This window comes from Paenibacillus sp. FSL R10-2734 (assembly GCF_037963865.1).
Classification (GTDB): Bacteria; Bacillota; Bacilli; order Paenibacillales; family Paenibacillaceae; genus Paenibacillus_AQ.
In genome coordinates, this window is record NZ_CP150170.1 from 2377615 (window position 1) to 2399204 (window position 21590).

At 45.0% G+C, this 21590-nt stretch carries 22 protein-coding genes and 2 tRNA genes; 17 read left to right on the forward strand and 7 right to left on the reverse strand.

Annotation, left to right across the window (positions count from 1 at the left end):
• The first annotated feature begins 83 nt into the window (after positions 1 to 83).
• The 13 genes from NSS67_RS10480 to NSS67_RS10540 all read left to right on the forward strand — a co-directional run bounded on the left by NSS67_RS10480 (position 84) and on the right by NSS67_RS10540 (position 14470).
• A complete protein-coding gene (locus tag NSS67_RS10480; RefSeq protein WP_339319471.1) occupies positions 84 to 1337 on the forward strand; it encodes an LL-diaminopimelate aminotransferase in 1254 nt (417 codons plus the stop codon).
• Between the two features lie 739 nt (positions 1338 to 2076).
• The gene (pyrR, locus tag NSS67_RS10485; protein ID WP_060622064.1) at positions 2077 to 2640 is read left to right on the forward strand and encodes a bifunctional pyr operon transcriptional regulator/uracil phosphoribosyltransferase PyrR; all 564 of its coding nucleotides are present in this window, start codon (positions 2077 to 2079) and stop codon (positions 2638 to 2640) included.
• 4 nt (positions 2641 to 2644) lie between these two features.
• Positions 2645 to 3550, forward strand: coding sequence for an aspartate carbamoyltransferase catalytic subunit (locus NSS67_RS10490; RefSeq protein WP_339319472.1), 906 nt, complete (start codon positions 2645 to 2647; stop codon positions 3548 to 3550).
• Between the two features lie 110 nt (positions 3551 to 3660).
• Positions 3661 to 4944, forward strand: coding sequence for a dihydroorotase (locus tag NSS67_RS10495; protein ID WP_339319473.1), 1284 nt, complete (start codon positions 3661 to 3663; stop codon positions 4942 to 4944).
• Positions 4945 to 5062: 118 nt separating this feature from the next.
• Positions 5063 to 6241 (forward strand): glutamine-hydrolyzing carbamoyl-phosphate synthase small subunit, encoded by a 1179-nt coding sequence (gene carA, locus NSS67_RS10500; RefSeq protein ID WP_042130198.1) that lies wholly within the window; start codon positions 5063 to 5065, stop codon positions 6239 to 6241.
• 1 nt (position 6242) lies between these two features.
• On the forward strand, positions 6243 to 9470 hold the full coding sequence (gene carB, locus NSS67_RS10505; RefSeq protein ID WP_339319474.1) for a carbamoyl-phosphate synthase large subunit: 3228 nt from the start codon (positions 6243 to 6245) through the stop codon (positions 9468 to 9470).
• Positions 9471 to 9580: 110 nt separating this feature from the next.
• Complete coding sequence (pyrF, locus tag NSS67_RS10510) at positions 9581 to 10327, forward strand: orotidine-5'-phosphate decarboxylase (RefSeq protein ID WP_339319475.1); 747 nt, start codon at positions 9581 to 9583, stop codon at positions 10325 to 10327.
• A complete protein-coding gene (gene pyrE, locus NSS67_RS10515) occupies positions 10324 to 10962 on the forward strand; it encodes an orotate phosphoribosyltransferase (RefSeq protein WP_339319476.1) in 639 nt (212 codons plus the stop codon). Before pyrF ends, pyrE begins: the two co-directional genes overlap by 4 nt.
• A 603-nt stretch (positions 10963 to 11565) precedes the next feature.
• Entirely contained in the window at positions 11566 to 13053 is a 1488-nt protein-coding gene (locus NSS67_RS10520) for an extracellular solute-binding protein (RefSeq protein ID WP_339319477.1), read from the forward strand.
• A 112-nt stretch (positions 13054 to 13165) separates the two neighbouring features.
• Positions 13166 to 13330, forward strand: coding sequence for a hypothetical protein (locus tag NSS67_RS10525; protein ID WP_019909365.1), 165 nt, complete (start codon positions 13166 to 13168; stop codon positions 13328 to 13330).
• A gap of 82 nt (positions 13331 to 13412) precedes the next feature.
• Positions 13413 to 13489, forward strand: a tRNA-Met gene (locus NSS67_RS10530).
• Positions 13490 to 13533: 44 nt separating this feature from the next.
• Positions 13534 to 13607, forward strand: a tRNA-Ile gene (locus NSS67_RS10535).
• Positions 13608 to 14020: 413 nt separating this feature from the next.
• Positions 14021 to 14470 (forward strand): hypothetical protein, encoded by a 450-nt coding sequence (locus tag NSS67_RS10540; RefSeq protein ID WP_339319478.1) that lies wholly within the window; start codon positions 14021 to 14023, stop codon positions 14468 to 14470.
• A gap of 314 nt (positions 14471 to 14784) precedes the next feature.
• Here NSS67_RS10540 and NSS67_RS10545 read toward each other — a convergent pair whose 3' ends face one another.
• The 3 genes from NSS67_RS10545 to NSS67_RS10555 all read right to left on the reverse strand — a co-directional run bounded on the left by NSS67_RS10545 (position 14785) and on the right by NSS67_RS10555 (position 17050).
• Positions 14785 to 15777 (reverse strand): hypothetical protein, encoded by a 993-nt coding sequence (locus NSS67_RS10545; RefSeq protein ID WP_339319479.1) that lies wholly within the window; start codon positions 15775 to 15777, stop codon positions 14785 to 14787.
• Positions 15774 to 16268, reverse strand: coding sequence for a sigma-70 family RNA polymerase sigma factor (locus NSS67_RS10550; protein ID WP_339319480.1), 495 nt, complete (start codon positions 16266 to 16268; stop codon positions 15774 to 15776). The genes NSS67_RS10545 and NSS67_RS10550 overlap by 4 nt, the downstream gene beginning before the upstream one ends.
• A 449-nt stretch (positions 16269 to 16717) precedes the next feature.
• A complete protein-coding gene (locus NSS67_RS10555) occupies positions 16718 to 17050 on the reverse strand; it encodes a DUF3139 domain-containing protein (protein WP_339319481.1) in 333 nt (110 codons plus the stop codon).
• A 105-nt stretch (positions 17051 to 17155) separates the two neighbouring features.
• On the opposite strand from NSS67_RS10555, the gene NSS67_RS10560 reads away from it, so the two are divergent.
• Entirely contained in the window at positions 17156 to 17329 is a 174-nt protein-coding gene (locus NSS67_RS10560; RefSeq protein WP_339319482.1) for a hypothetical protein, read from the forward strand.
• A gap of 133 nt (positions 17330 to 17462) precedes the next feature.
• Here the strand turns inward: NSS67_RS10560 and NSS67_RS10565 are convergent, their stop codons facing one another.
• From NSS67_RS10565 to NSS67_RS10575, 3 genes are all read right to left on the reverse strand, one after another.
• Positions 17463 to 17621, reverse strand: a complete 159-nt coding sequence (locus NSS67_RS10565) for a hypothetical protein (RefSeq protein WP_339319483.1) — start codon at positions 17619 to 17621, stop codon at positions 17463 to 17465.
• Positions 17622 to 17700: 79 nt separating this feature from the next.
• Positions 17701 to 18234: an ImmA/IrrE family metallo-endopeptidase gene (locus NSS67_RS10570; protein ID WP_339320567.1), complete on the reverse strand. Its 534-nt coding sequence runs from the start codon at positions 18232 to 18234 to the stop codon at positions 17701 to 17703.
• 152 nt (positions 18235 to 18386) lie between these two features.
• Positions 18387 to 18563: a YjfB family protein gene (locus NSS67_RS10575; RefSeq protein WP_339319484.1), complete on the reverse strand. Its 177-nt coding sequence runs from the start codon at positions 18561 to 18563 to the stop codon at positions 18387 to 18389.
• A gap of 149 nt (positions 18564 to 18712) precedes the next feature.
• On the opposite strand from NSS67_RS10575, the gene NSS67_RS10580 reads away from it, so the two are divergent.
• A complete protein-coding gene (locus NSS67_RS10580) occupies positions 18713 to 18859 on the forward strand; it encodes a hypothetical protein (RefSeq protein ID WP_156113170.1) in 147 nt (48 codons plus the stop codon).
• 81 nt (positions 18860 to 18940) lie between these two features.
• On the opposite strand, the gene NSS67_RS10585 is transcribed toward NSS67_RS10580, so the two are convergent.
• Positions 18941 to 19372, reverse strand: coding sequence for a NucA/NucB deoxyribonuclease domain-containing protein (locus tag NSS67_RS10585; protein ID WP_339320568.1), 432 nt, complete (start codon positions 19370 to 19372; stop codon positions 18941 to 18943).
• A gap of 106 nt (positions 19373 to 19478) precedes the next feature.
• Between NSS67_RS10585 and NSS67_RS10590 the strand changes: the two genes are divergently transcribed.
• Together NSS67_RS10590 and NSS67_RS10595 are read left to right on the forward strand one after the other, a co-directional pair.
• On the forward strand, positions 19479 to 19895 hold the full coding sequence (locus NSS67_RS10590) for a cytidine deaminase (protein ID WP_339319485.1): 417 nt from the start codon (positions 19479 to 19481) through the stop codon (positions 19893 to 19895).
• A 171-nt stretch (positions 19896 to 20066) separates the two neighbouring features.
• On the forward strand, positions 20067 to 21536 hold the full coding sequence (locus NSS67_RS10595) for a glycosyl hydrolase (RefSeq protein ID WP_339319486.1): 1470 nt from the start codon (positions 20067 to 20069) through the stop codon (positions 21534 to 21536).
• The last annotated feature ends 54 nt before the right edge of the window (positions 21537 to 21590 follow it).

The following is a 21590-nucleotide window of genomic DNA, read 5'->3' on the forward strand; positions in this document are numbered from 1 at the left end:
ATCTCTAGAAACATACGCCATCCAAGGGACGGCGAAGCCGTTTCTTCTAATAAGAATAGATAGCCAGGAGATGAGATGACAGTATGAGTATTGAACAATACCAAGATAGCTTCATTCAGACTAATTTTGCAGACCGCATCGGTGGTGCGAACTATGGCAAGGACACCTCGATTTATAAATTCGAGAAAATCAAACGTGCCAAAGCATCCGCAAAGCTGGATTTTCCAGATATTGAACTGATCGATATGGGCGTAGGCGAGCCAGATGAAATGGCTGATGCAGGTATCGTAGCTAAGCTTGCTGAAGAAGCAGCTAAAGAAGAGAACCGTGGTTATGCGGATAATGGAATTGCTGAGTTTAAGACGGCTGCTGCTGAATATTTACGGGAAGTATTCCGTGTTGAAGGCATCGATCCAGTTTCAGAGGTTGTTCACTCTATCGGATCTAAGCCTGCGCTGGCAATGCTGCCTTCTTGCTTCATCAATCCTGGTGATATTACGATCATGACGGTGCCGGGTTATCCAGTGCTGGGTACACATACTAAATACTTGGGTGGACAAGTGTTTACAGTAGAGCTGAAGAAGGAGAATAACTTCCTTCCAGATCTGAACGAAATTCCAGAAGAAGTTGCTCATAAAGCTAAGCTTCTTTACTTGAACTATCCAAACAATCCAACGGGTGCTAGTGCGACTCCTGAGTTTTTTGCTGAGGTCGTTGCATGGGCTAAAAAATACGATGTAGTCGTTATCCACGATGCACCATACGCTGCCCTGACTTATGATGGTTTGAAGCCACTGAGTTTCCTTTCTGTGCCGGGTGCTAAGGATGTTGGTGTGGAACTGCATTCCCTTTCCAAGTCCTACAATATGACAGGCTGGAGAATCGGCTTTGTTGCTGGGAATCCTTTAGTTGTTAAAGCCTTCAGTGATGTGAAGGACAATAACGATTCCGGACAATTTATCGCGATTCAAAAAGCTGCAGCTTATGGCCTTGCTCATCCAGAGATTACTGAAGCGATTGCTGCTAAGTATTCACGTCGTCACAATCTGTTGGTTGATGCACTGAATAGCCTTGGCTTTAAAGCTGAGAAACCAAAGGGTTCCTTCTTCCTTTATGTAGCTGCACCTAAGGGTGTCAAAGGCGGTCGTCGTTTTGAATCTGGTGAGGATTTCTCCCAATTCCTAATTCGTGAGAAGCTAATCTCCACCGTGCCTTGGGATGATGCAGGTCCGTTTGTCCGTTTCTCCGTTACCTTTATTGCTAAGGGTGAAGAGGAAGAAAGACGTGTAATCTCTGAAATCCAAAGACGCCTCAGCGATGTGGAATTTGAATTTTAATTATGGTTTTTAGTTGAAGTGTGAAGTATGAAGTGTGAAGCTAAAAAGATGAAGCTAGTGGAGCTGCCTGAGTGAACCTCGGGCGGCTTTTCTTTATGGTTCAGCTGTATTATAGGGAATTCCTCCGTATAATGTAGCTGATTTCGTTGTTTTATTAGGAAATCCTTCAGTTTATAGGGAGGAATTCCATATAAGCGAACCGGTATAGCAATTATGAGCAGGATTATAGGGAGGTTTTCCCTATAGCAGAACATATACCAACCCCAACCCCAACCCCAACCCCAACCCCAACCCCAACCCCAACCCCAACCCCAACCCCAACCCCAACCCCAACCCCAACCCCAACCCCCAAAAAGACAAAATTCTAGGACTTAGGTCTCGCTTTAGCAGGTGGTTAATATTAAAACATACAGTATACCGCCCTCCTATAGTTGTTAATAGAAGCAGGCATTGAAAGTGCTGCAGTTTAGGCAGATAAAGTTGACATGCAGGGTTTGTTCTGTCATAATTCTCATTAAATGAATAGCGCCTTTAATTCAGTCCTGTGAGGCTGGCAAGGTAACGTGAATCGAGGTTCGCGACTCTTAGAAGGGTATCCGTGTGTACTACACCGGACTGTCTTTTTATGCGCGCGGCCATCATCTTCTTCTGCGGATTTCACTCCTTGCCTGTTATAGGCAAGGAGTTTTTTGATTTCCAGGAACTTGAACAGGCGAACAAGCTGGAGGGTGACAAGATTATGGTTACTGAGAAAAATGTAATTATGGACGAAACGGCGATCCGCCGGGCATTATCCCGTATTGCTCATGAGATTTTGGAGAAGAACAAAGGAATTGAGAATTGTTTGCTGGTCGGCATCCGGACAAGAGGCGTATACCTGGCACAGCGCATCGCTGAGCGTATTAAGGAGATTGAAGGCGTCGAGATTCCTTACGGCGAACTCGACATCACACATTACCGGGATGACCGTGAAGTAGAAGGTAGTGAAGCGGTAGTGAAGAGCAACGTCATTATTACTTCCGGAAGTGATGGCATCCATGATAAGAAGGTCATTTTGTTCGACGATGTGCTTTACACCGGACGCACCATCCGCGCGGCGATGGACGCTTTGATGGATTGCGGACGCCCACGAATGATTCAACTGGCAGTACTGGCTGACCGTGGACACCGCGAGCTGCCGATCCGGCCGGACTACATCGGTAAGAATGTACCTACCTCAAAGCATGAGCAAATTGAAGTGGCGCTGAAGGAATACGACGGCAAAGACGAGGTCTACATTATTTCAAACCGGGAGGAACGATAACATCATGACACTAACCAAGGTGAAGGAACGTAGTCTGCTAGGACTTAAAGAGCTTGACCGGTCGGAAATCAGCCAACTATTGAACAGAACAGCGTTTTGGGACAATCAAAGTGAGAAGCTAACACCCGTTTTGAACTCGCGTTTTATTTCCAACATGTTTTTTGAGAATAGCACTCGCACTCGCTTCTCATTCGAGATGGCAGAGAAACGACTGGGCGCTCAAGTCCTGAATTTTACGGCTGCAGCTTCTAGTGTAGAAAAAGGGGAGTCGATCTACGATACAGTGCGAACACTGGAATCGATGGGGATCGATGCTGGAGTTGTGCGTTTGAAGCCTGCAGGTGTACTGCAGCAGCTTGCGGAGAAAGTATCTATACCTCTCATCAATGCGGGGGATGGCAACAATGAGCATCCTACGCAAGCGCTGCTTGATCTTTACACCATGACCAAAACTTTTGGGGAATTAAAAGGTCTTACAGTTTCTATTATCGGGGACATCATGCATAGCCGAGTAGCACGTTCCAATCTGTGGGCTCTTACGAAGATGGGGGCCAAGGTACAATTCTGCGCACCCGAGAATATGAAGGCTCCGGAGCTTATGGAATATGCACCTTATGTAACCATAGAGGAAGCACTTAAAGCAGATGTGGTAATGATGCTTCGTGTGCAGCTTGAACGCCATGCTTCTGGCATCGTGCTTTCTGCGGAAGATTACCGCAGACAATACGGTTTAACGGAAGAGCGAGCAGCTAAGCTCGCAAAAGATACAATCATTATGCATCCAGCACCGGTTAACCGGAATGTCGAGATTGATGATGCAGTTGTAGAGTGCAGTCAATCAAGAATTTTCCCGCAAATGTCTAATGGGGTGCCGGTTCGGATGGCAGTTCTCGAAAGAGCTTTACTATAAAGCTTATAAAATGATAATGTATAGGGACTAATAAATATACACAAACATGAATTTTTATTATATAATAATGAGAGGGCCCACAGCCGGGATCTGAGGGTAAAGGTAGAATCATGACAGTGATTATTAGAAACGCCAGCGTATTGAATAAGGAAGGCTTGTTAGAGCGGAAACATATTGTACTTGAAGAAGGTGTGATATCGGCCTTAATCGATGGAAATGAAGCTGCTCCAGAAGCTGGAGAGATCATTGATGCTGAAGGCAAGCTGCTCATTCCAGGACTCATTGATATGCATGTGCACTTACGTGAACCGGGATTCGAACACAAGGAAACAGTGGAAACCGGAAGTCGCTCGGCTGCCAAAGGCGGATTTACAACTATCGCTTGTATGCCTAATACCCGTCCGGTAACAGATACTCCGGAAGTCGTACAATTTGTGAAAGACAAAGCGCGTGAAGCAGGACTAGTTAAAGTACTTCCTTATGCAGCCATTACGAAAAATGAGCTCGGACGTGAGCTGACTGATTTTGCGGCGCTTAAAGAAGCTGGAGCAATTGGTTATACCGACGACGGCGTGGGTGTACAAAGCGCTCAAATGATGAAAGATGCAATGAGCATCGCAGCATCGCTGGATATGCCAGTCATCGCTCACTGCGAGGATAACTCACTGGTTGAAGGCTGCTGTGTAGCCGAAGGTGAGTTCGCAAGGAAGCACGGGCTGAAAGGAATTCCGAATGAGTCGGAAGCTATCCATGTTGGACGCGATATTTTGCTAGCTGAAGCGACAGGCGTTCATTACCATGTATGCCATGTAAGTACTGAACAATCGGTGCGGTTGATTCGCCAAGCGAAAGAGATCGGCATTAAAGTAACTGCTGAGGTATGTCCGCATCACTTGCTGCTATCAGAAGAAGACATTCCAGGCCTTGACGCGAATTGGAAAATGAACCCGCCGCTACGCTCCCGCCGCGATGTTGAGGCATGCATCGAAGGTTTGCTTGACGGCACACTAGATATGATTGTTACGGATCACGCGCCACATAGTGAGGATGAAAAGGCTAAAGGAATGCAGCTTGCACCATTTGGTATCGTTGGGTTCGAGACAGCTTTCCCACTATTGTATACGGCGTTTGTAGCAACTGGTAAATGGGATTTATCCTTACTAGTTCAAAGAATGACTGCTGATCCTGCACGGGTATTCAGACTGAACACCGGTGTGATGGATATCGGAGCTCCTGCAGATTTGACACTGATCGATCTGGAGCAAGAGAAAGAAGTAGACCCAGGTTCCTTTGCAAGTAAAGGACGGAATACTCCTTTTGGTGGCTGGAAGCTTAAGGGCTGGCCAGTAATGACATGGGTAGACGGCAAAGCCGTATGGACTGAGAAAAACTAGCGAACTGGTGGGGCGGAGTTGCTGATCTTTACGGATAAAGCGATTGAGTACACGTTCACTCCGGAAGGCTTGTAAGGCATAAGCATTAGACTACAGAAACATGAAGGAGTGGAAGGGAATGCAGGCGAGATTACTGCTGCAAGACGGAACTTTATTTACAGGTACCGCATTTGGCGCTGAGGGCGAAAAAACAGGCGAGGTTGTTTTTAATACAGGAATTACAGGATATCAAGAGGTGCTGTCTGACCCTTCATACTGCGGACAAATCGTTACAATGACTTACCCATTGATCGGGAACTACGGGATTACACGGGATGACTTTGAATCTGTTAGACCTTTCGTACACGGATTTGTAGTGCGTCGTCATGAAGAAGTACCTAGTAACTGGCGTGCTGAATATAGTGTGGACGACTTGTTGAAAGAATACGATATTCCAGGGATCAGCGAAATTGATACTCGGATGTTGACTCGAATTATTCGCCACTACGGAACAATGAAAGCGATCCTGACCACCTCTAACAAACGTGTAGAGGAACTGATGGAAATGATGGGAAATACTACGATTGAGGAATTGCGCAATCAGGTAGCCCGTACATCCACTGCAAGTTCGTATAGCAGCCCAGGCAACAAGGAACGCATTGTGCTTGTGGACTATGGTGCGAAGGCTGGTATCCTACGTGAGCTTAACGATCGTGGTTGTGACGTTGTTGTTGTGCCACATGATGTTAAAGCGGAAGAAGTTCGCCGTCTGAACCCAGATGGTATCCTACTTTCCAATGGCCCTGGGGACCCGAAAGATGTGCCACACGCTGTCAAGACGATTTCCGAATTGCTTGGCGAATATCCGATCTTCGGAATCTGCCTAGGTCATCAGTTGTTTGCACTGGCTTGTGGAGCAGATACAGAGAAGCTGAAATTTGGTCACCGCGGAGGAAATCACCCTGTTAAGGAACTGGAAAGCGGACGCTGCTTCATTACTTCCCAGAACCATGGTTATACCGTGAATGAGGAATCTGTGAAGAACACTGAACTAGAAGTTACTCACATTAATAATAATGATAAGACTGTTGAAGGAATTAAACATACTCGTTACCCAGCATTTTCGGTGCAATATCATCCGGAAGCGGCGCCAGGACCACATGACAGCAGCTACTTGTTCGATCGCTTCCTGCAAATGATTGCAGATCATAAAGCAAAGACACCGGTTGTTTCACGTCAGGCACAACTTGCGGCAAACGCCAGAATCACGGCGCCAAAAACTAACTTACAGCTTGAAGCCGTGAAAGGAGCTCTATAACATGCCAAAGAACGATAAGCTTAAAAAAATACTAGTGATCGGTTCCGGACCGATCGTCATCGGTCAAGCAGCAGAGTTTGACTACGCAGGAACTCAGGCTTGCCAAGCCCTTAAAGAAGAAGGCGTGGAAGTCGTACTGATTAACAGCAATCCAGCAACAATTATGACAGATACAAATATTGCAGATAAAGTGTACATCGAGCCTATTACGCTTGAATTCGTGACTGCGATTATTCGCCAGGAGCGTCCAGATGGATTGCTTCCAACGCTGGGCGGTCAGACCGGCCTGAATATGGCTGTAGAATTGGCTCGTGCAGGCGTACTTGAGCAAGAGAATGTTAAGCTTCTCGGTACACAGCTTGATTCCATCGAGAAAGCGGAAGATCGCGATTTGTTCCGTGATCTAATGCGTGAATTAGATCAACCTGTACCGGATAGCACCATTATCACTACTGTAGATGAAGCGATGAATTTCGCTGAGGAAATTGGTTTCCCACTGATTGTACGCCCAGCCTATACACTTGGCGGTACTGGCGGCGGGATCTGTGATAATGCAGAAGAACTACGTGAAACCGTCAAAGCAGGTATTCGTTATAGCCCGATCGGACAATGTCTGGTTGAGAAGAGTATTGCCGGCATGAAGGAAGTTGAATACGAGGTTATGCGTGATGCCAATGACAACTGTATCGTTGTCTGCAACATGGAAAACTTTGATCCTGTAGGCGTACATACAGGTGACAGTATTGTTGTGGCACCTAGCCAGACGTTGTCAGATCGTGAGTACCAAATGCTTCGTACTGCTTCACTCAAAATCATTCGCGCTCTGAATATTGAGGGTGGATGTAACGTGCAGTTCGCACTTGATCCGCAAAGTTATCAATATTATGTAATCGAAGTTAACCCGCGTGTCAGCCGTTCCTCGGCTTTGGCTTCCAAAGCAACTGGATATCCAATTGCTAAAATGGCTGCCAAAATCGCGATGGGTTATACGCTTGATGAGATCATCAATCCGGTTACCGGACAGACTTATGCATGCTTCGAGCCTACACTTGACTATATTGTAAGTAAAATTCCACGCTGGCCGTTCGATAAGTTCATTCATGCGAACCGTAAGCTCGGTACGCAAATGAAAGCGACAGGCGAAGTAATGGCGATCGGCCGTACTTTTGAAGAGTCGATTCATAAAGCGATTCGTTCCTTGGAAATTGGTGTTCATCGTTTCCGTCTGCCAGGTGCTGAGACACTGGAAGAGAGCGTGCTACGTGAACGTCTCGCAAAACCTGACGATGAGCGTCTGTTCCTGATTGCTGAAGCTTTCCGCCGTGGCTACGGCTTGCAAGAGGTCCAGGATATCACGAATGTAGACTGGTGGTTCCTCTCCAAAATTGAAGGATTGATAAACTTTGAAGAAGTTATTCGCGGCGAAGAAAGTTTGTCTGCGGAAACTCTTTATCAAGCAAAACGCAAAGGCTTTACAGACCGTGCAATTGCTGAAATTCGTGCAGAAGGTAAAGCTGACGGCAAATATACTAAAGAAGCTGATGTGCGCGCACTACGTTTGGAGCAAGGATTAACGCCTGTATTCAAAATGGTAGATACCTGTGCGGCTGAGTTCGAAGCTACTACACCGTACTACTACTCAACTTATGAGACTGAGAATGAGGTCATTCAATCCGATAAGCAGAAAGTAATCGTGCTGGGCTCTGGTCCAATCCGGATCGGTCAAGGGATTGAGTTCGATTACTCCACTGTGCATGCGGTGTGGGCTATTCAGAAGGCTGGATATGAAGCGGTTATCATCAACAATAACCCTGAGACAGTATCCACAGATTTCAATACTTCGGACCGGTTGTATTTTGAACCCCTATTCTTCGAAGATGTCATGAATGTAATTGCGCAAGAGAATCCGATTGGGGTTATCGTTCAGTTCGGAGGTCAGACAGCAATTAACCTTGCGGCACCACTAAGTGCTGCTGGTGTGAAGATTCTCGGAACTAGCCTTGACAGCATTGATGAAGCTGAGAACCGCAAGAAATTCGAAGCTTTGCTAGCACGCCTTGATATCGCTCAACCAAAAGGTAAGACGGTTACCAATGTGGATCAAGCAGTAGAAACTGCACAATCTCTTGGATATCCGGTGCTGGTTCGTCCATCATACGTACTAGGTGGACGTGCAATGGAAATTGTATACAACGATACTGAGCTGCTCAGCTACATGGTAGAAGCGGTTAAAGTGAATCCGGAGCATCCGGTATTGATTGACCGTTACATGCTGGGTAAAGAGGTTGAGGTAGACGCGATTTGTGATGGTGAGACGGTAGTTATTCCGGGCATCATGGAACATGTCGAGCGCGCAGGTGTTCACTCTGGTGACTCCATCGCTGTATATCCTCCGCAATATCTGGATGAAGGTCTGAAAGCAAAAATCGCTGAGATCACTATCAAGATCGCTAAGGAACTGAAGACGATTGGACTGGTCAACATCCAGTTCGTTATCTATCAGAACGAAGTGTACGTAATCGAAGTAAATCCACGCTCCTCGCGTACGGTTCCTTTCCTGAGCAAGGTGACAGGAATTCCAATGGCGCATCTGGCAACCAAAATCATTCTCGGCAGTAAGCTGAAGGATGACGGTTATACAGAAGGTCTGTGGCCGGAAAGCGATTATGTATCAGTTAAAGTGCCGGTGTTCTCATTTGCCAAACTACGTAGAGTAGAACCAACACTTGGACCTGAAATGAAATCCACTGGTGAAGTTATGGGCCGTGATAAATTGTACGCTAAAGCTTTGTATAAAGGTCTAATTGGAGCAGGAATGAAAATTCCAGCTACAGGCGCTATCATCGTTACGGTGGCAGATAAAGATAAAGCAGAAGCTGTAGAACTTATGAAGGGCTTCCACTCCATGGGTTACAAAATCATTGCTACTGGAGGCACGGCACAAGCGCTTGAAGAAGCAGGCCTCAACGTAATGAATGTAAACAAGCTGGATGAAGGTGCGCCGAACATTCTCGACTTGATTCGTGGTGGGCAAGCTAACTTCGTCTTTAATACACTGACTAAAGGTAAAACACCAGAACGTGACGGATTCCGTATTCGCCGCGAAGCGGTTGAGAATGGCGTCGTATGTATGACTTCACTTGATACGGTGACTGCTCTGCTCAGAATGCTGCAGACGATTAACTTCTCGTCACAGTCTATGCCTGCTTTTGTCGGACAATTGAACTAATCTCATAAAGATGCATAGGGCGGTTTGCGTTTACGCAGACCGTTCCGCTATGCCTAGGGTCTAATAAATAAAGGGTGTGGATTTAGTCTGCACTGGATAGGAGCATGGTTATGGGGTATGGAGAAGCAGAGTGGAAAGAAATGGCGAACCGACTGATGATCGCCTTGGATTATCCTGATGTTGCTGGGGCAAGAGCCTTAATCGACAAGCTGGAAGGGATTCCTTGCTATATGAAGGTGGGCATGCAACTGTTCTATACAGCAGGACCAGAATTCATTAAAGAGCTGAAATCTCGTGGCTATTCTGTGTTCGTAGATGTAAAAATGCATGATATTCCTAACACAGTAAAAGGTGGCGCACAAAGTCTCACTAATCTTGGCGCGGATATGTTTAACGTACATGCGGCAGGAGGCTCAGCGATGATGGCTGCAGCTCGCGAAGGAGCAGCTTCAGCAATTAGTGCTAATGCTGCCCTTAAAATGCCTTTGATTATTGCAGTTACTCAGCTAACGAGTACGAGTCAAGAAGTGATGAATAACGAAATTGGGATCGCTGGTGACGTAGCGGATACTGTTGTAAAATACGCCAAGCTGGCAGCCGGTGCAGGTCTAGATGGTGTAGTGGCTTCGCCGCAAGAGTCCTCAGCGATCGCAGAAGCTTGCGGTCCAGCATTTTGCACGGTTACACCGGGTATCCGGCCAGCAGGTGCTTCCTTAGACGACCAGTCCCGGGTTATGACACCTGGAAAAGCTATTCGTCAGGGTAGTCACTATCTTGTTGTAGGACGGCCGATTACAGCTTCACCAGATCCACGTCAGGCAGCACTAAATATTATTGAGGAGATGATCCAAGCATGAGCTCATTAAATAGAAGTGAACAAGTTGCAAGTTATCTTTTGGAGATTGGAGCGGTAGCACTGCGTCCACAGGAGCCTTTTACATGGACCTCTGGTATTAAATCGCCGATCTATTGTGACAACCGTCTGACTATGGCTTATCCTGAAGTTCGCAGCTATATTGCAGATGCCTTCGCTCAGCTAATTAAGAGCCAGTATCCGGACGCTGAAGTGATCGCGGGTACAGCAACCGCTGGTATTCCTCACGCGGCTTGGGTAGCGGATAAGCTTAATCTGCCAATGGCTTATATCCGTGATAAAGCTAAAGGCCACGGCAAGCAGAATCAGATCGAAGGACTGATTAAACCGGGGCAAAAGGTTGTCGTTATTGAAGATTTGATCTCCACAGGTGGAAGCTCCATCAAAGCCGCTCAGGCCGTGCAAGAAGCTGGCGCAGAAGTACTGGCTGTACTGGCAATCTTCAGCTATGAGCTGGATCGTGCAGTGGATGCTTTTGCCGCAGCTGAAATGCCATTGCAAAGCTTGTCCAACTACAGCACATTAATTGATGTGGCTCTTGCACAAGGGAAAATTGAATCGACAGACGTAGAATTACTGAAGTCTTGGAGAAAAGATCCGTCATCGTTTGGAGTTTAATCTTAAATAAAGAGCCTAGTTTAGGCGAGCCTCTCACTTTTTAGTGGGGGGCTTTTATTTTTTCTGGATAGAGTGCGATTAAAAGAGTGACACAACAGACTCAACTGTCATCCAAGACACGAATAGTTGTATTTCGTACACTTAAACTAACTTTTCTTAGAGGAAATGGCACTTTAGTTGTACTTTGTGCAATTATAATCAGCCTAGTATCCGCTAAAAGCTCCTAGTAACGGTTTTTAACTGCACAGAGTGCAATTAAAAGGAGGAACATAACATACTCAGCTATAATAGTTGCAGAAAGTGCAACTATCCAATCGCAGAAGGTACGATTGTGTTTGTCATAGGAAAGGTAGCAGGCGAGTGGGAAGTCGAGGCCGCAGCTCTGTTACGCTGTAGGCTGTTGCTCTATGCTTTTCTACTCGATAACGTACGCTTTGAAAGCTCCTAGTAACATTTTCATGAGAATAATATGAAGAAATCGTAGTATATCTTTAAACGACCTGTAACTTCCCCTCCCGATTAAAGCTGTATACTTTTACTAGGATCATGGATTATTTATCCAAAGATGTAGAAGAATCAAGTATTTTATGGGAGGATACAATAATGAATCATATAAATAACAGTAAACGGCTGTGGCGTCGCTGGTTAAGCTTGGGGGTATGCACTGCGCTGATACTACCACTAATCTCAGATGGGTGGAATACGGTTTGGGCAGAGCCTTCTAAGGCTCCAGTGGAGCAGCGTGTATTGCGTATAGGGAGTCTATGGTCTGGGGAGGACGACTCGTTATTTCGTCAGCAGTTTACGGATATGTATGAATTGCAGCATCCTGAAATCAAATTGGAGATTATTCCAGCTATAGATACGAATGAACTTCGGTACAATAACACCTCCTCAGACGCAAGCTCTGACAATTTGGAGAATGTACGAGCGATTATGGGCGGGGATAAGCCTGTTGATGTGATCGTCGGTGATAGCGCATTAGTGAAGGGACTGGTGGATCAAAATCTTGTCCAATCGCTGGAGCCGCTTATAGCGCGTGATCAGTATGATTTGAGCAATATGGCGCCTACGGTGCTGAATGGAGTCCGTGAGCTGGGTAGAGGAAGTCTTTTTGCGTTGGCACCGACCTTCTCGTCTAGTGCGCTTTTTTATAACAAGGGAATCTTTGATGCTGCTGGTGTGGGCTACCCTACGGACGGGATGACTTGGGATGAATTGTTTGCGTTGGCAGATAAGGTGACGAAGAAATCAACAAATAAAGAAACTCGGATATACGGCTTCTCGATGAACCGTTACTTAAGCGATCCTTTCTGGGATATGCAGACCTATGTCTCACCTTTAGAGCTTACGATGTACGATAACAAGGGTCAGAGTATGACTGTAAATACTACACCGTGGACTCAGGCTTGGACCACTTACAGCCAATTGGTTAAGAAACAAACTGTGCCTGGGTTAAATGGGTTGGATTTTGCAGGAACAGAAGGGAATGCCTACAGCCCAATCCAAGGTGATCTGTTCCTCACAGGAAAAGCGGCAATGGTTGTTGGGGAATACGGTTATCTCAATGAACTGGCGGGAGTAGAGCGTAATGCTGCTAAGATCAAAAATTACAAACCCATCAAATGGGGCGTGGTTACTGTACCCACCTTTCAGGAGAAACCTGATGTCGCTGTTGGAACATGGCTTGGTAATATGATGGCTATTAATTCTACGGCTACTAATAAGGAAGATGCTTGGGATTTGATTAAATTCGTCAACAGTAATGAGGTTGCCAAAATTAAAGCGCATAACCGGAGTGAGCTGACTTCCCGCAAGGATTATATTACTGCTCAGACCCCTTCGGTAAATTTGGAAGCTTTTTATACGCTCAAGCCTTTACCTGCAACAGATCCTTTATTGAGCAGTATACAGATGCAGAAGCCTGGGATTAGCCGAATTAGCGATGTTGGGCGGCAACTGTTCATTGATGTCTATCAGGGCAAGAGAACGGTCGAGAATGCGCTCAAAGCTTGGGAGAAGCAAGGGAACACGATGCTGGATACACTTGAAAAAGATCCCACAGTCTATTTCGACTCGATCGGTGATTGACTCTAGAATGTGATCCTAGCCACCGGTTTTCCGGTGGCTTATTTTGTGGAACTTGGGCATGATAAGTTCAGAGCGGTGTATCATTAATTTGCGAAAAGGAGAAGAGGGCATCATGAATTGGATATACTTCGCGAAACTGTTCAGAACCAGATTTCAAGCAGGTTGTTTGGCAAAAAGATTGGAGCAAGACGGCTGGATATACGGCTATCATGACCCGCGTTTTGTAGAAATTTATCGATCGCGCAAAGGAAGATACGGGGTTAGATTTCTGCCTTAAGAACTTTTATAAATTCATCCTTGACGTAGACCCAATTTGTAATGTATATTATTTATTGTCGCTGTTTGAATATTTTTTCTGACGCGGGGTGGAGCAGCCCGGTAGCTCGTCGGGCTCATAACCCGAAGGCCGCAGGTTCAAATCCTGCCCCCGCAACCAATTTATTTACAACAGCAATTGTACATTCGGATATTTTTAGATCCGGGCCCTTAGCTCAGTTGGTTAGAGCGGTCGGCTCATAACCGATTGGTCGGGGGTTCGAGTCCCTCAGGGCCCACTTAGAGCAAACCCTTACTTTGTAAGGGTTTTTTGCTGTCTAAGAGTCTATAAAAAGCTGGATGAGGTCACCTTAGGAATTCGGGGAAAGAGCAAATGGTCACATTCTGGTCACGGCGTTTGTTCGGTCATAGATATTTGGGTCATTTGCATCTTCGAATCAATCAAGTCTGCCGCATCTCGTTGCATATCGGTGAGCAGATGTGAATAACATCAAGATAGATCTGGACGCTGGTATATCCAAGACGTTCAGCTCCGATTTTTGCATTGATACCAATACTAAGTAATAAAATCATATTATTCCAAGGAATAAATCCTATAAAATAAACATGTGAGATGCTTTTACTACTCTCACATGTTTATTTTTGAAGGGAGAGCGACACTATAAAAAAAGTTGTATTTATTATTTTTTCTTTGTCGGTAATTATTGTAGTGTTATTCTTTTTATTACCACCTTTATCTTACAAAATAGATATTAGATATAGCGGTGCTGCATATCAAGAGAATACTCCCGAGTACTCAACCAGTATTAACGTAAAACTAAAGGGAGACTTTGATAGAAAGGCCAAAGAGTTTAGAGGTAATGTATCTATAAATAGTGTGGATTACAATAACTGTCGAATAGGCCCCTCTTCGGGATTCTTATGTGATTCTCCTGACAGTTCACTTCAATTTTTTGGAATGTCTTATTCAAATAATAAATTCGATGAAATAACATTAATTATTACAGACAGTCCTTTGTATTCCAAACTAACAGGACATGGATATACAGAAGACTTAATTATAAGTATTCCTTCTGTGGATCGATCCTCATCATTAAATTTAAGTGAAAAATTAAAAAACAGTTATTTTGATAATAAATAAAATTCGATTTTTCAGCTTCGATAAAGAAAGGCACTGAGGTATCTTTCTCCCCCGCTTTGCTAAACAAATTACTGGGAAAAGAACTGCGTAAATGTCTACTTTCTTGACAGAGGTCCACGATAAAGATAGATCATAAAAAGCACTCTCTATTATGCGAGAGTGCTTTTTATATTGGCTATGGTTGAGGCTACCTGCCTTGTTTGCTCGTTGGCCGGAGCATCACGGCTCACTTCCCTAGCTGGAGAGGAGGTAGGAAGGCTTCCTTCATCTAGTAGCTCCTCCAGAAGAAGTAAGCTAGTTCCCAAGCTGCATTCTTATAGCTTCATACTGTCCCATAGCTTCTGGAATGACACAGATTCGACCTCGAAGAATACCGGCGCTTGGCCGTAGCGTACAAGCCCTTGACCGAACAGGGTCAGCTCTACCCGAGCGTTGTCTTCCAACTGGAGATAGAGGATCTTGCGGTCTTCGCTGTCGTAGATGCCTTGCTCGATAAGAGGCTCTGCAGCCAGCGGTTTGGCTGCTTGGAGTGCCGTAAGGAAACCGCTTAGCGACTCGCCGTCAGCAAGCGGTGTGGACTGCTGCAGTCCGTTGTTCCAGCTGTCGAAGCTTTCCCACTGAGCTGAAGTAATTCGGCCTTCAAGATTTAGCTTGCCAAACAGATCGGCACCGCTATTTATGGTGATGCCGTTCGTGTGTTCATACAGTTCGGCGAATACCTCGCCGTTAATTTCCGAATAGGACATAATCAGGAAGCTGGCATCATATCCCTTCACGGAATAGATATCCGTCTCGCCGATGTTGGAGGCTAATTCGGTATACTTGTCTTTACCGCTCCATTCATCGATACCACCTGTAGTCCGACCTAGCTTGTCACCGCGTAGGGCGGCAGCGTCAGCAGCATCGATGCGAGTCGCAGACTGTGTATAAATATTGTCTTTATACACGACCAAGGCGATCATATCTGCCATAACGCCAGACTTCATATCCGGTAGTTCCAGCTTAGGAATGACAATGCTTCCGGACGCATTTGTGCCAGCGTTGCCAGGTTCGCTTGGGCTCGGAGTTACCTGGGTAATCTGTCCTTGGGTACTCTGGCCGCTGTTTAACTGCTGCAATATATTAGGCGCAGCCAAGCCAATTCCGGCAGCGATCACGATACTTGCCGCGATATAAACTGATTTACGCGGACGCTTCCGCTCTTGCCGTTGTTCCAGTTTGTTGATCAATTCTTTTTTCATATCTTCATCCGGTTTCATAGAATCCACCGCTTTCTTGTATAATGTTCGAAACTGATCTTCCTTCAATGTGATTCCACTCCTTCCAGCTCCAGTTTTAACAGTTGCCGTCCCCGTTGAAGTCTCATCTTCACGGCAGACTGACTAATCTGCAGAATCTTGCTGATTTCCTGGATGGGATAGTCCTCGTAATAATAAAGATGGATTACGGTTTTATACTTCATGGGCATCGCCATAACTAGCTGTAGTAGAGCCAAATCTTCCGGGCTGTCTACCGCAATCGGCTCAGCACTTTCCAGCTTAACCTCGCGCTTGCGCCAGCCTCTACCCAGTAGTGTTTTACAGTGATTGGTGATTACCCGGATCAGCCACGCTTTCTGATGTTCAGCGTCTTTGAACTTTGGCGCTTTTTCTATCAGCTTGATGAAGGTATCCTGAGTGGCTTCTTCGGCATCTTGGCGGCTGCCTAAATGGACCAAGGCAATCCGGAACAGCATATCTGCGTAGATTTCGTAACTCTTTATCACATGATTTCCCGGCCGGGTCATGGATCGTTGCATGATTCTATGCCCCCTTTACCTATAACACCATTTAGGACGGTATTTGGTCACATTTTGTTCCTGAGGAAATTTGTTTGCGTTTTTAGGATAAAACCGCCTATTCATTAATTATCTTCAGATCCTTTCGGACTCAGATGACGTTATTTGCAAATTTATTGCTTTTGGAGCAGGGTTTCGGACCCCAGTGCACCTATTCCATCTCAAATGGCATATATTTGGTGTTTTTAATGTTAATAGCGGCTATGAGGTCCGATAGCACGCAAAAAAGGGGATTATGCCGCGTATAAGGTCAGCTGTGTCCGATAGCTACTAAGTACGCGCAAATAGTATCTAACTCAAATGATATTTTTACTGTTTCAATCTTTAGAATCTAAAAAAACGCGATTGCTCCAACAGCCATAATCATGACTGCTGAGACAATCGCGTCTTTATAGTAGAAGTTCCCCCTCTTAAGGCAGACTCTCCTCAATATGTTTATATGTATAGTTAGGATCAGTGCCTTTAACAGGGGCCATGCTATATTGATAAATCCGATCCTTTTCTTTTCGATAAAAGTATCTAGCATAGGGTTCATCTGCAAAAATCACCGTTGTACTTACTACGGGAGCCTTACTAATCTGGGTGTATACTTTATAAAAATCTTCATTTCTATAATCTCTCGTATTTATCAGATACTGAATGACCTCATTGTTCATGTGATTTCGGAAGGAGTGAAGAGCTAAGGAAGCAACTCCATATATAATAATGAGAGTAACAAGAATTATTTTTGTTCTTTTCTTCATTAATTCCCTCCATTTAGATAAAATGTATATATTATAAGATAATATACTGAGACTGGGATGTCATTCATATTGTATCTTGTAATATACAAATTGGGAGGGAAGTATATGACTCAACATGAAGAGAAAATACAGGAGTTGGAGCAGCGAATTAAGGTACTAGGGAATCAATCTAGTCCGAAGCTACCGGGTCAGAGAATCTTATGGTTTATTATTTGGGGGGTTGTAGGTGTATTCCTTATTCTTACTCTTATTGGTGTGATTCAGTTTGTATCCGCATAATAGAGTTTATTATTACAAATAAGGCAGCAAATTTCCTACCGATAGTTAAACCCAACATAGGCGAAGATTTGTCTGGGTATATTATACCTGTACTTGCTGCCTTTTTATTATGAATTTGCACAAATCATCTTCTTTAGTCTTTGGGTTCTTGCAATAAAATGGAGAAGGTCCCCGTTTCATGATCCACTTCAATCGACTCAATCCCAACAAAATCCGGAATTTCGGGGTGTACTGCATCTACATTATAATCTGGATGAGTCATCAATAATTCAATTACTTTAATGGCTTCCATATCGTTCCCCCTTACGAGAAATTCCACCATAATTATTAATGGTCCTTCATTGCGACTAAGCTTATTATCTCCGCAGTTATTATTGAATATGTGTTAAGCGCTCTTCGTTTCTTCCCATTACGGCCAATAATTGCCCCTGAAAAACACGTCTTTGGATTTGATCAATCCGCTGTAAAGCCAGCTCGCTAGGAACTTGAAATTCTGCTGCAAGATAAGTGATGGCTTCTTCCCGTTGTTCGGGCAATGCCATGCGGGAGATCATGGAGTAAGGCATAGCTGCATAAAGAATAAAACGCTCGGATTCATCCTCCTGTGCCCGCGTAAAATGCTCTGGCATCAATATCTGATTAGTACCATGGCGGAGCAGGTGACAAAGCTCATGGAGAAACTCAAGCCGCTGAAGACTGGCTGGAAGACGGTTATCGATAAACATGCTGTACATCCCCGCTGATGCTTCGATGCTCTTGCTTCTTACATCCAAATAATGAACCCAAATATTAAGTCGTTCTGCAATATAAGCAATCGAAATTTGTGAAGGCTGCTTAAGGTTCAGACGCTTGTATAAATCTTCCGTCCACTTCTCCAGCGCAGTCATTTGATAATAGGATTTCATGTTATTCACATCATTCACCTCATTCAAAATCAATTATAGGATCGTATGTTCGTATAATAAGACAAAAGAAAAGCCCGAAGGGCTATGTAAAGCAAAAAAAAGATATAAGGACACATGAGAACGAGTGTTCTTGTGTCCTTAGCATAAAGCAATTATACACTAATATCAAGTGTTTTTCCTAAATTGGGAGCAACGCTTTTGCCCAGCATTTCCACCATTATTTGACTCTGGGTTTCAGCCTGATTTTTGGCAATACTCATGACCTGTATCCCCACATTTTGAGCCAGGGATGCTTGACTCATTGCCATTGATAATGCGGCTATATCCATATTGCACCTCCTTCGTGTATATCCTGTTTATCGACTGTGCCTACCTAATTCATTAGGTGAATAGCATTTGTTTGCCAATTCGCCCAAACAGCTTATCTCCTTTTTACATATCTTGTGCTGTAGTCATTAATCATTAGGAGGAATTAATTATGGGAATGGAACATTGTGGTTGTAACGTAGGTCCTGTAGTAAGCCCAGTAAATGTAGGTCCGGTGTGTAGTCCTTTTACTTCAACAGGAGCTATTCTGGTACTCTTCATCTTGCTGGTTATCATCACTAAAGCTTGCTTATTCTAAGCTAGCTGATGCACAATGTAGCCCCATCCGGCACACGCCGGATGGGGCTTTTTTTGAATCGTTTTGTTTATCAGCCAGGTATTATTTGAACATAAATTCTACGCGGGTTCCATCCGCATAATCTTCTAGCTGATTGCCAACCCAGCTTCCTGCGCCGCGGTTATCTTTTGGCGTTATGTATTCAATGTCGGCCCCTTCGCCGCCTTCATCACACATGGCCATTGGCCATTCATCGCGGTCGTACCCTTTTTTGGTGGGGATCCCTTTTAAGGATTCTTTGCGGTTCTCTTCAGCCTGCTCACGGTTAATGGTGCACGTAGCGGATTCCCCTTTGGCAATCGCGTCCTGAATATGCTTGGCCGTCTCAGGATAACGATCCGATGGGAAGATCAACTGAACAACTTCTGAATCGGATGTAGACGAGGGGGCTGCCGGGTCTCCGTTCTGTTCAAACCAGTAACCGCCTAAAGCAAGTAACACAACAATGATGAGACTGGTGATAAGTTTCTGTATTTTCAAATCTGCTCCTCCTTTTTGGAACTTAAAATAGTATATCTTATATCAGAATGCAGTGCGATTTAATATACTTAGGAAAAATAAGAGGAGGACGGAATTAGATATGGAGTATTTGATTACCATTGAGGATCAGACGCTTATAGCCTCTGCTGAAGATATTATTACTAAACGTTATGAATGGGAAAGACACCATGTAGGGGCGGCGCTCCGTACTAAGACTGGGGAGATTTTTACAGCGGTACATGTCGAAGCTAGTATGGGACGAATTACAGTCTGTGCAGAAGCGATGGTTATTGGAAAAGCGATATCTGAAGGCTACAAGGAATTTGAGTCGATTGTTGCGGTAAGGCATTCTGATCCGGACAGCGAGGAAAGAGAGATTAAAGTAGTCTCACCCTGCGGGATGTGCCGTGAGTTAATTGCTGATTACGGGAAGGACTGCAAGGTTATTGTATCCGAGGATGGCCGGTTAGCTAAATATGAAATTACTGAATTACTACCGCTGAGATATACGAGATAATTTGGCGATATAGTCAGGAGCCGCTAGGCTCCTTTTTTTGCTGAGTCGTGAGCGTGTTCAGAGGTTCCTTATACAATCCTAAATTAATTTACAAATTCTTGTCCGTTCGCTGAGTTCCTGTCCCAAGCATCTCCATACTATAACTTAAAAAGGTTAAAAGGATGTGAGAGGATGGAACAGCGCAACCTTCGAAATATGATTGATTCGGCATCGAGGTTTGTAAGCGATGTTCAGTGGCAAATAGCGTTCCGTAAATTGCAAATGGCTCCAACAGATCCGGATCTGGCGTCCTCTGCTCAGAAATTGTTGAATACCCTTTATTTTCTACAAGGAAAAGGGATGATTAGCGGACAACATGATTATTTGGAGAGCGCGGATGAGTTCAATGGGAAGCTGAGAAATACAAGCGGGCAATACGCTGCCCTTCACGGCTATGAGCTGGGAGCAATCAATAATCAGTCGGCGGCTCTAATAGACAATCAGCGGGATTGGGTCGTTAGCAGTGCTATTCGCTGGTATAAAGCCGGTGGGATCGTAACGCTTAGTTATCACGCTCATTTGCCAGGGACAGCGCCAGCTTGGGCTAACGTGTCCACGAGCATAAGCAACGCTGATTTTGACAAATATATAACTCCGGGTACCACCCAGTATAACGCACTGATCGCTGATCTGGATAAGATAGCCCTATCTTTGAAAAAGCTTAATGAAGCAGGCGTTCCTGTGCTCTGGCGGCCGTATCATGAAATGAATGGTGGATGGTTCTGGTGGGGGAAGAAGAGCAACTACTTGGGACTGTGGAACCTTATGTTTGAGCGCTTTACCAGCTATCATAAGCTGCATAATTTATTGTGGGTATGGAGTCCGAATGCCAAAAATCAGTGGTGTGATGACCCCGCGGACTACTACCCGAGCGGTGACAAAGTAGATGTGCTGGCGCTAGACATCTATGACGGAGATTTCAAGGGAAGTCACTATGATAGTCTATGGGATCTAGGCCGAGGAAAGCTAATTGCCATTGGAGAAAATGGAGAGCTTCCGTCCCCAGCGTTACTGAAATCACAGCCCAAATGGTCTTATCAAATGACTTGGGGCAAGCTTCTTTATGAGAAGAACACCGATGCGGTGATTAGAGCTTTTATGAACGACAGCTTTGTATACACACGGGAGGAGTATGCTACTGAGGCGGCGACTGTGTCTAAAGGAGATAGTGTGCTGCAGAGTGGTCTATGGGGGCAATATTACAATAACATGACTCTTAGCGGCGCACCTGCACTGACGCGAACCGATGCTAATATCCAATTTTCGTGGAAACAGGGCTCACCCGATCCAGCCATCCGCGCCGATGCTTTCTCTGTACGGTGGAGTGGCAAGCTGACTGCAGCTTATAGTGAGACCTATATCATCTATTCCTCCTCTGACGACGGGGTGCGAGTGTGGATTGATGGGGCGCTGATCATTGACAGTTGGGTGAATCAGAGCGGACAGGAGCGAAAGGGAAACGTGAATCTGATTGCCGGCAAGCTGCAAGAAATTAAGGTGGAGTATTATGAGAATAACGGCGATGCGCGGATTGTTTTGCAGTGGGAAAGTCCAAGCCAGCCAAAGGGAGTTATTCCAGCAGGGGCGTTCAATCTTCCGTAAGAATATCTGTATCGAGCGTCGAAGCGCAAGCAAAAAAGCCCCGGATTTTGGGGC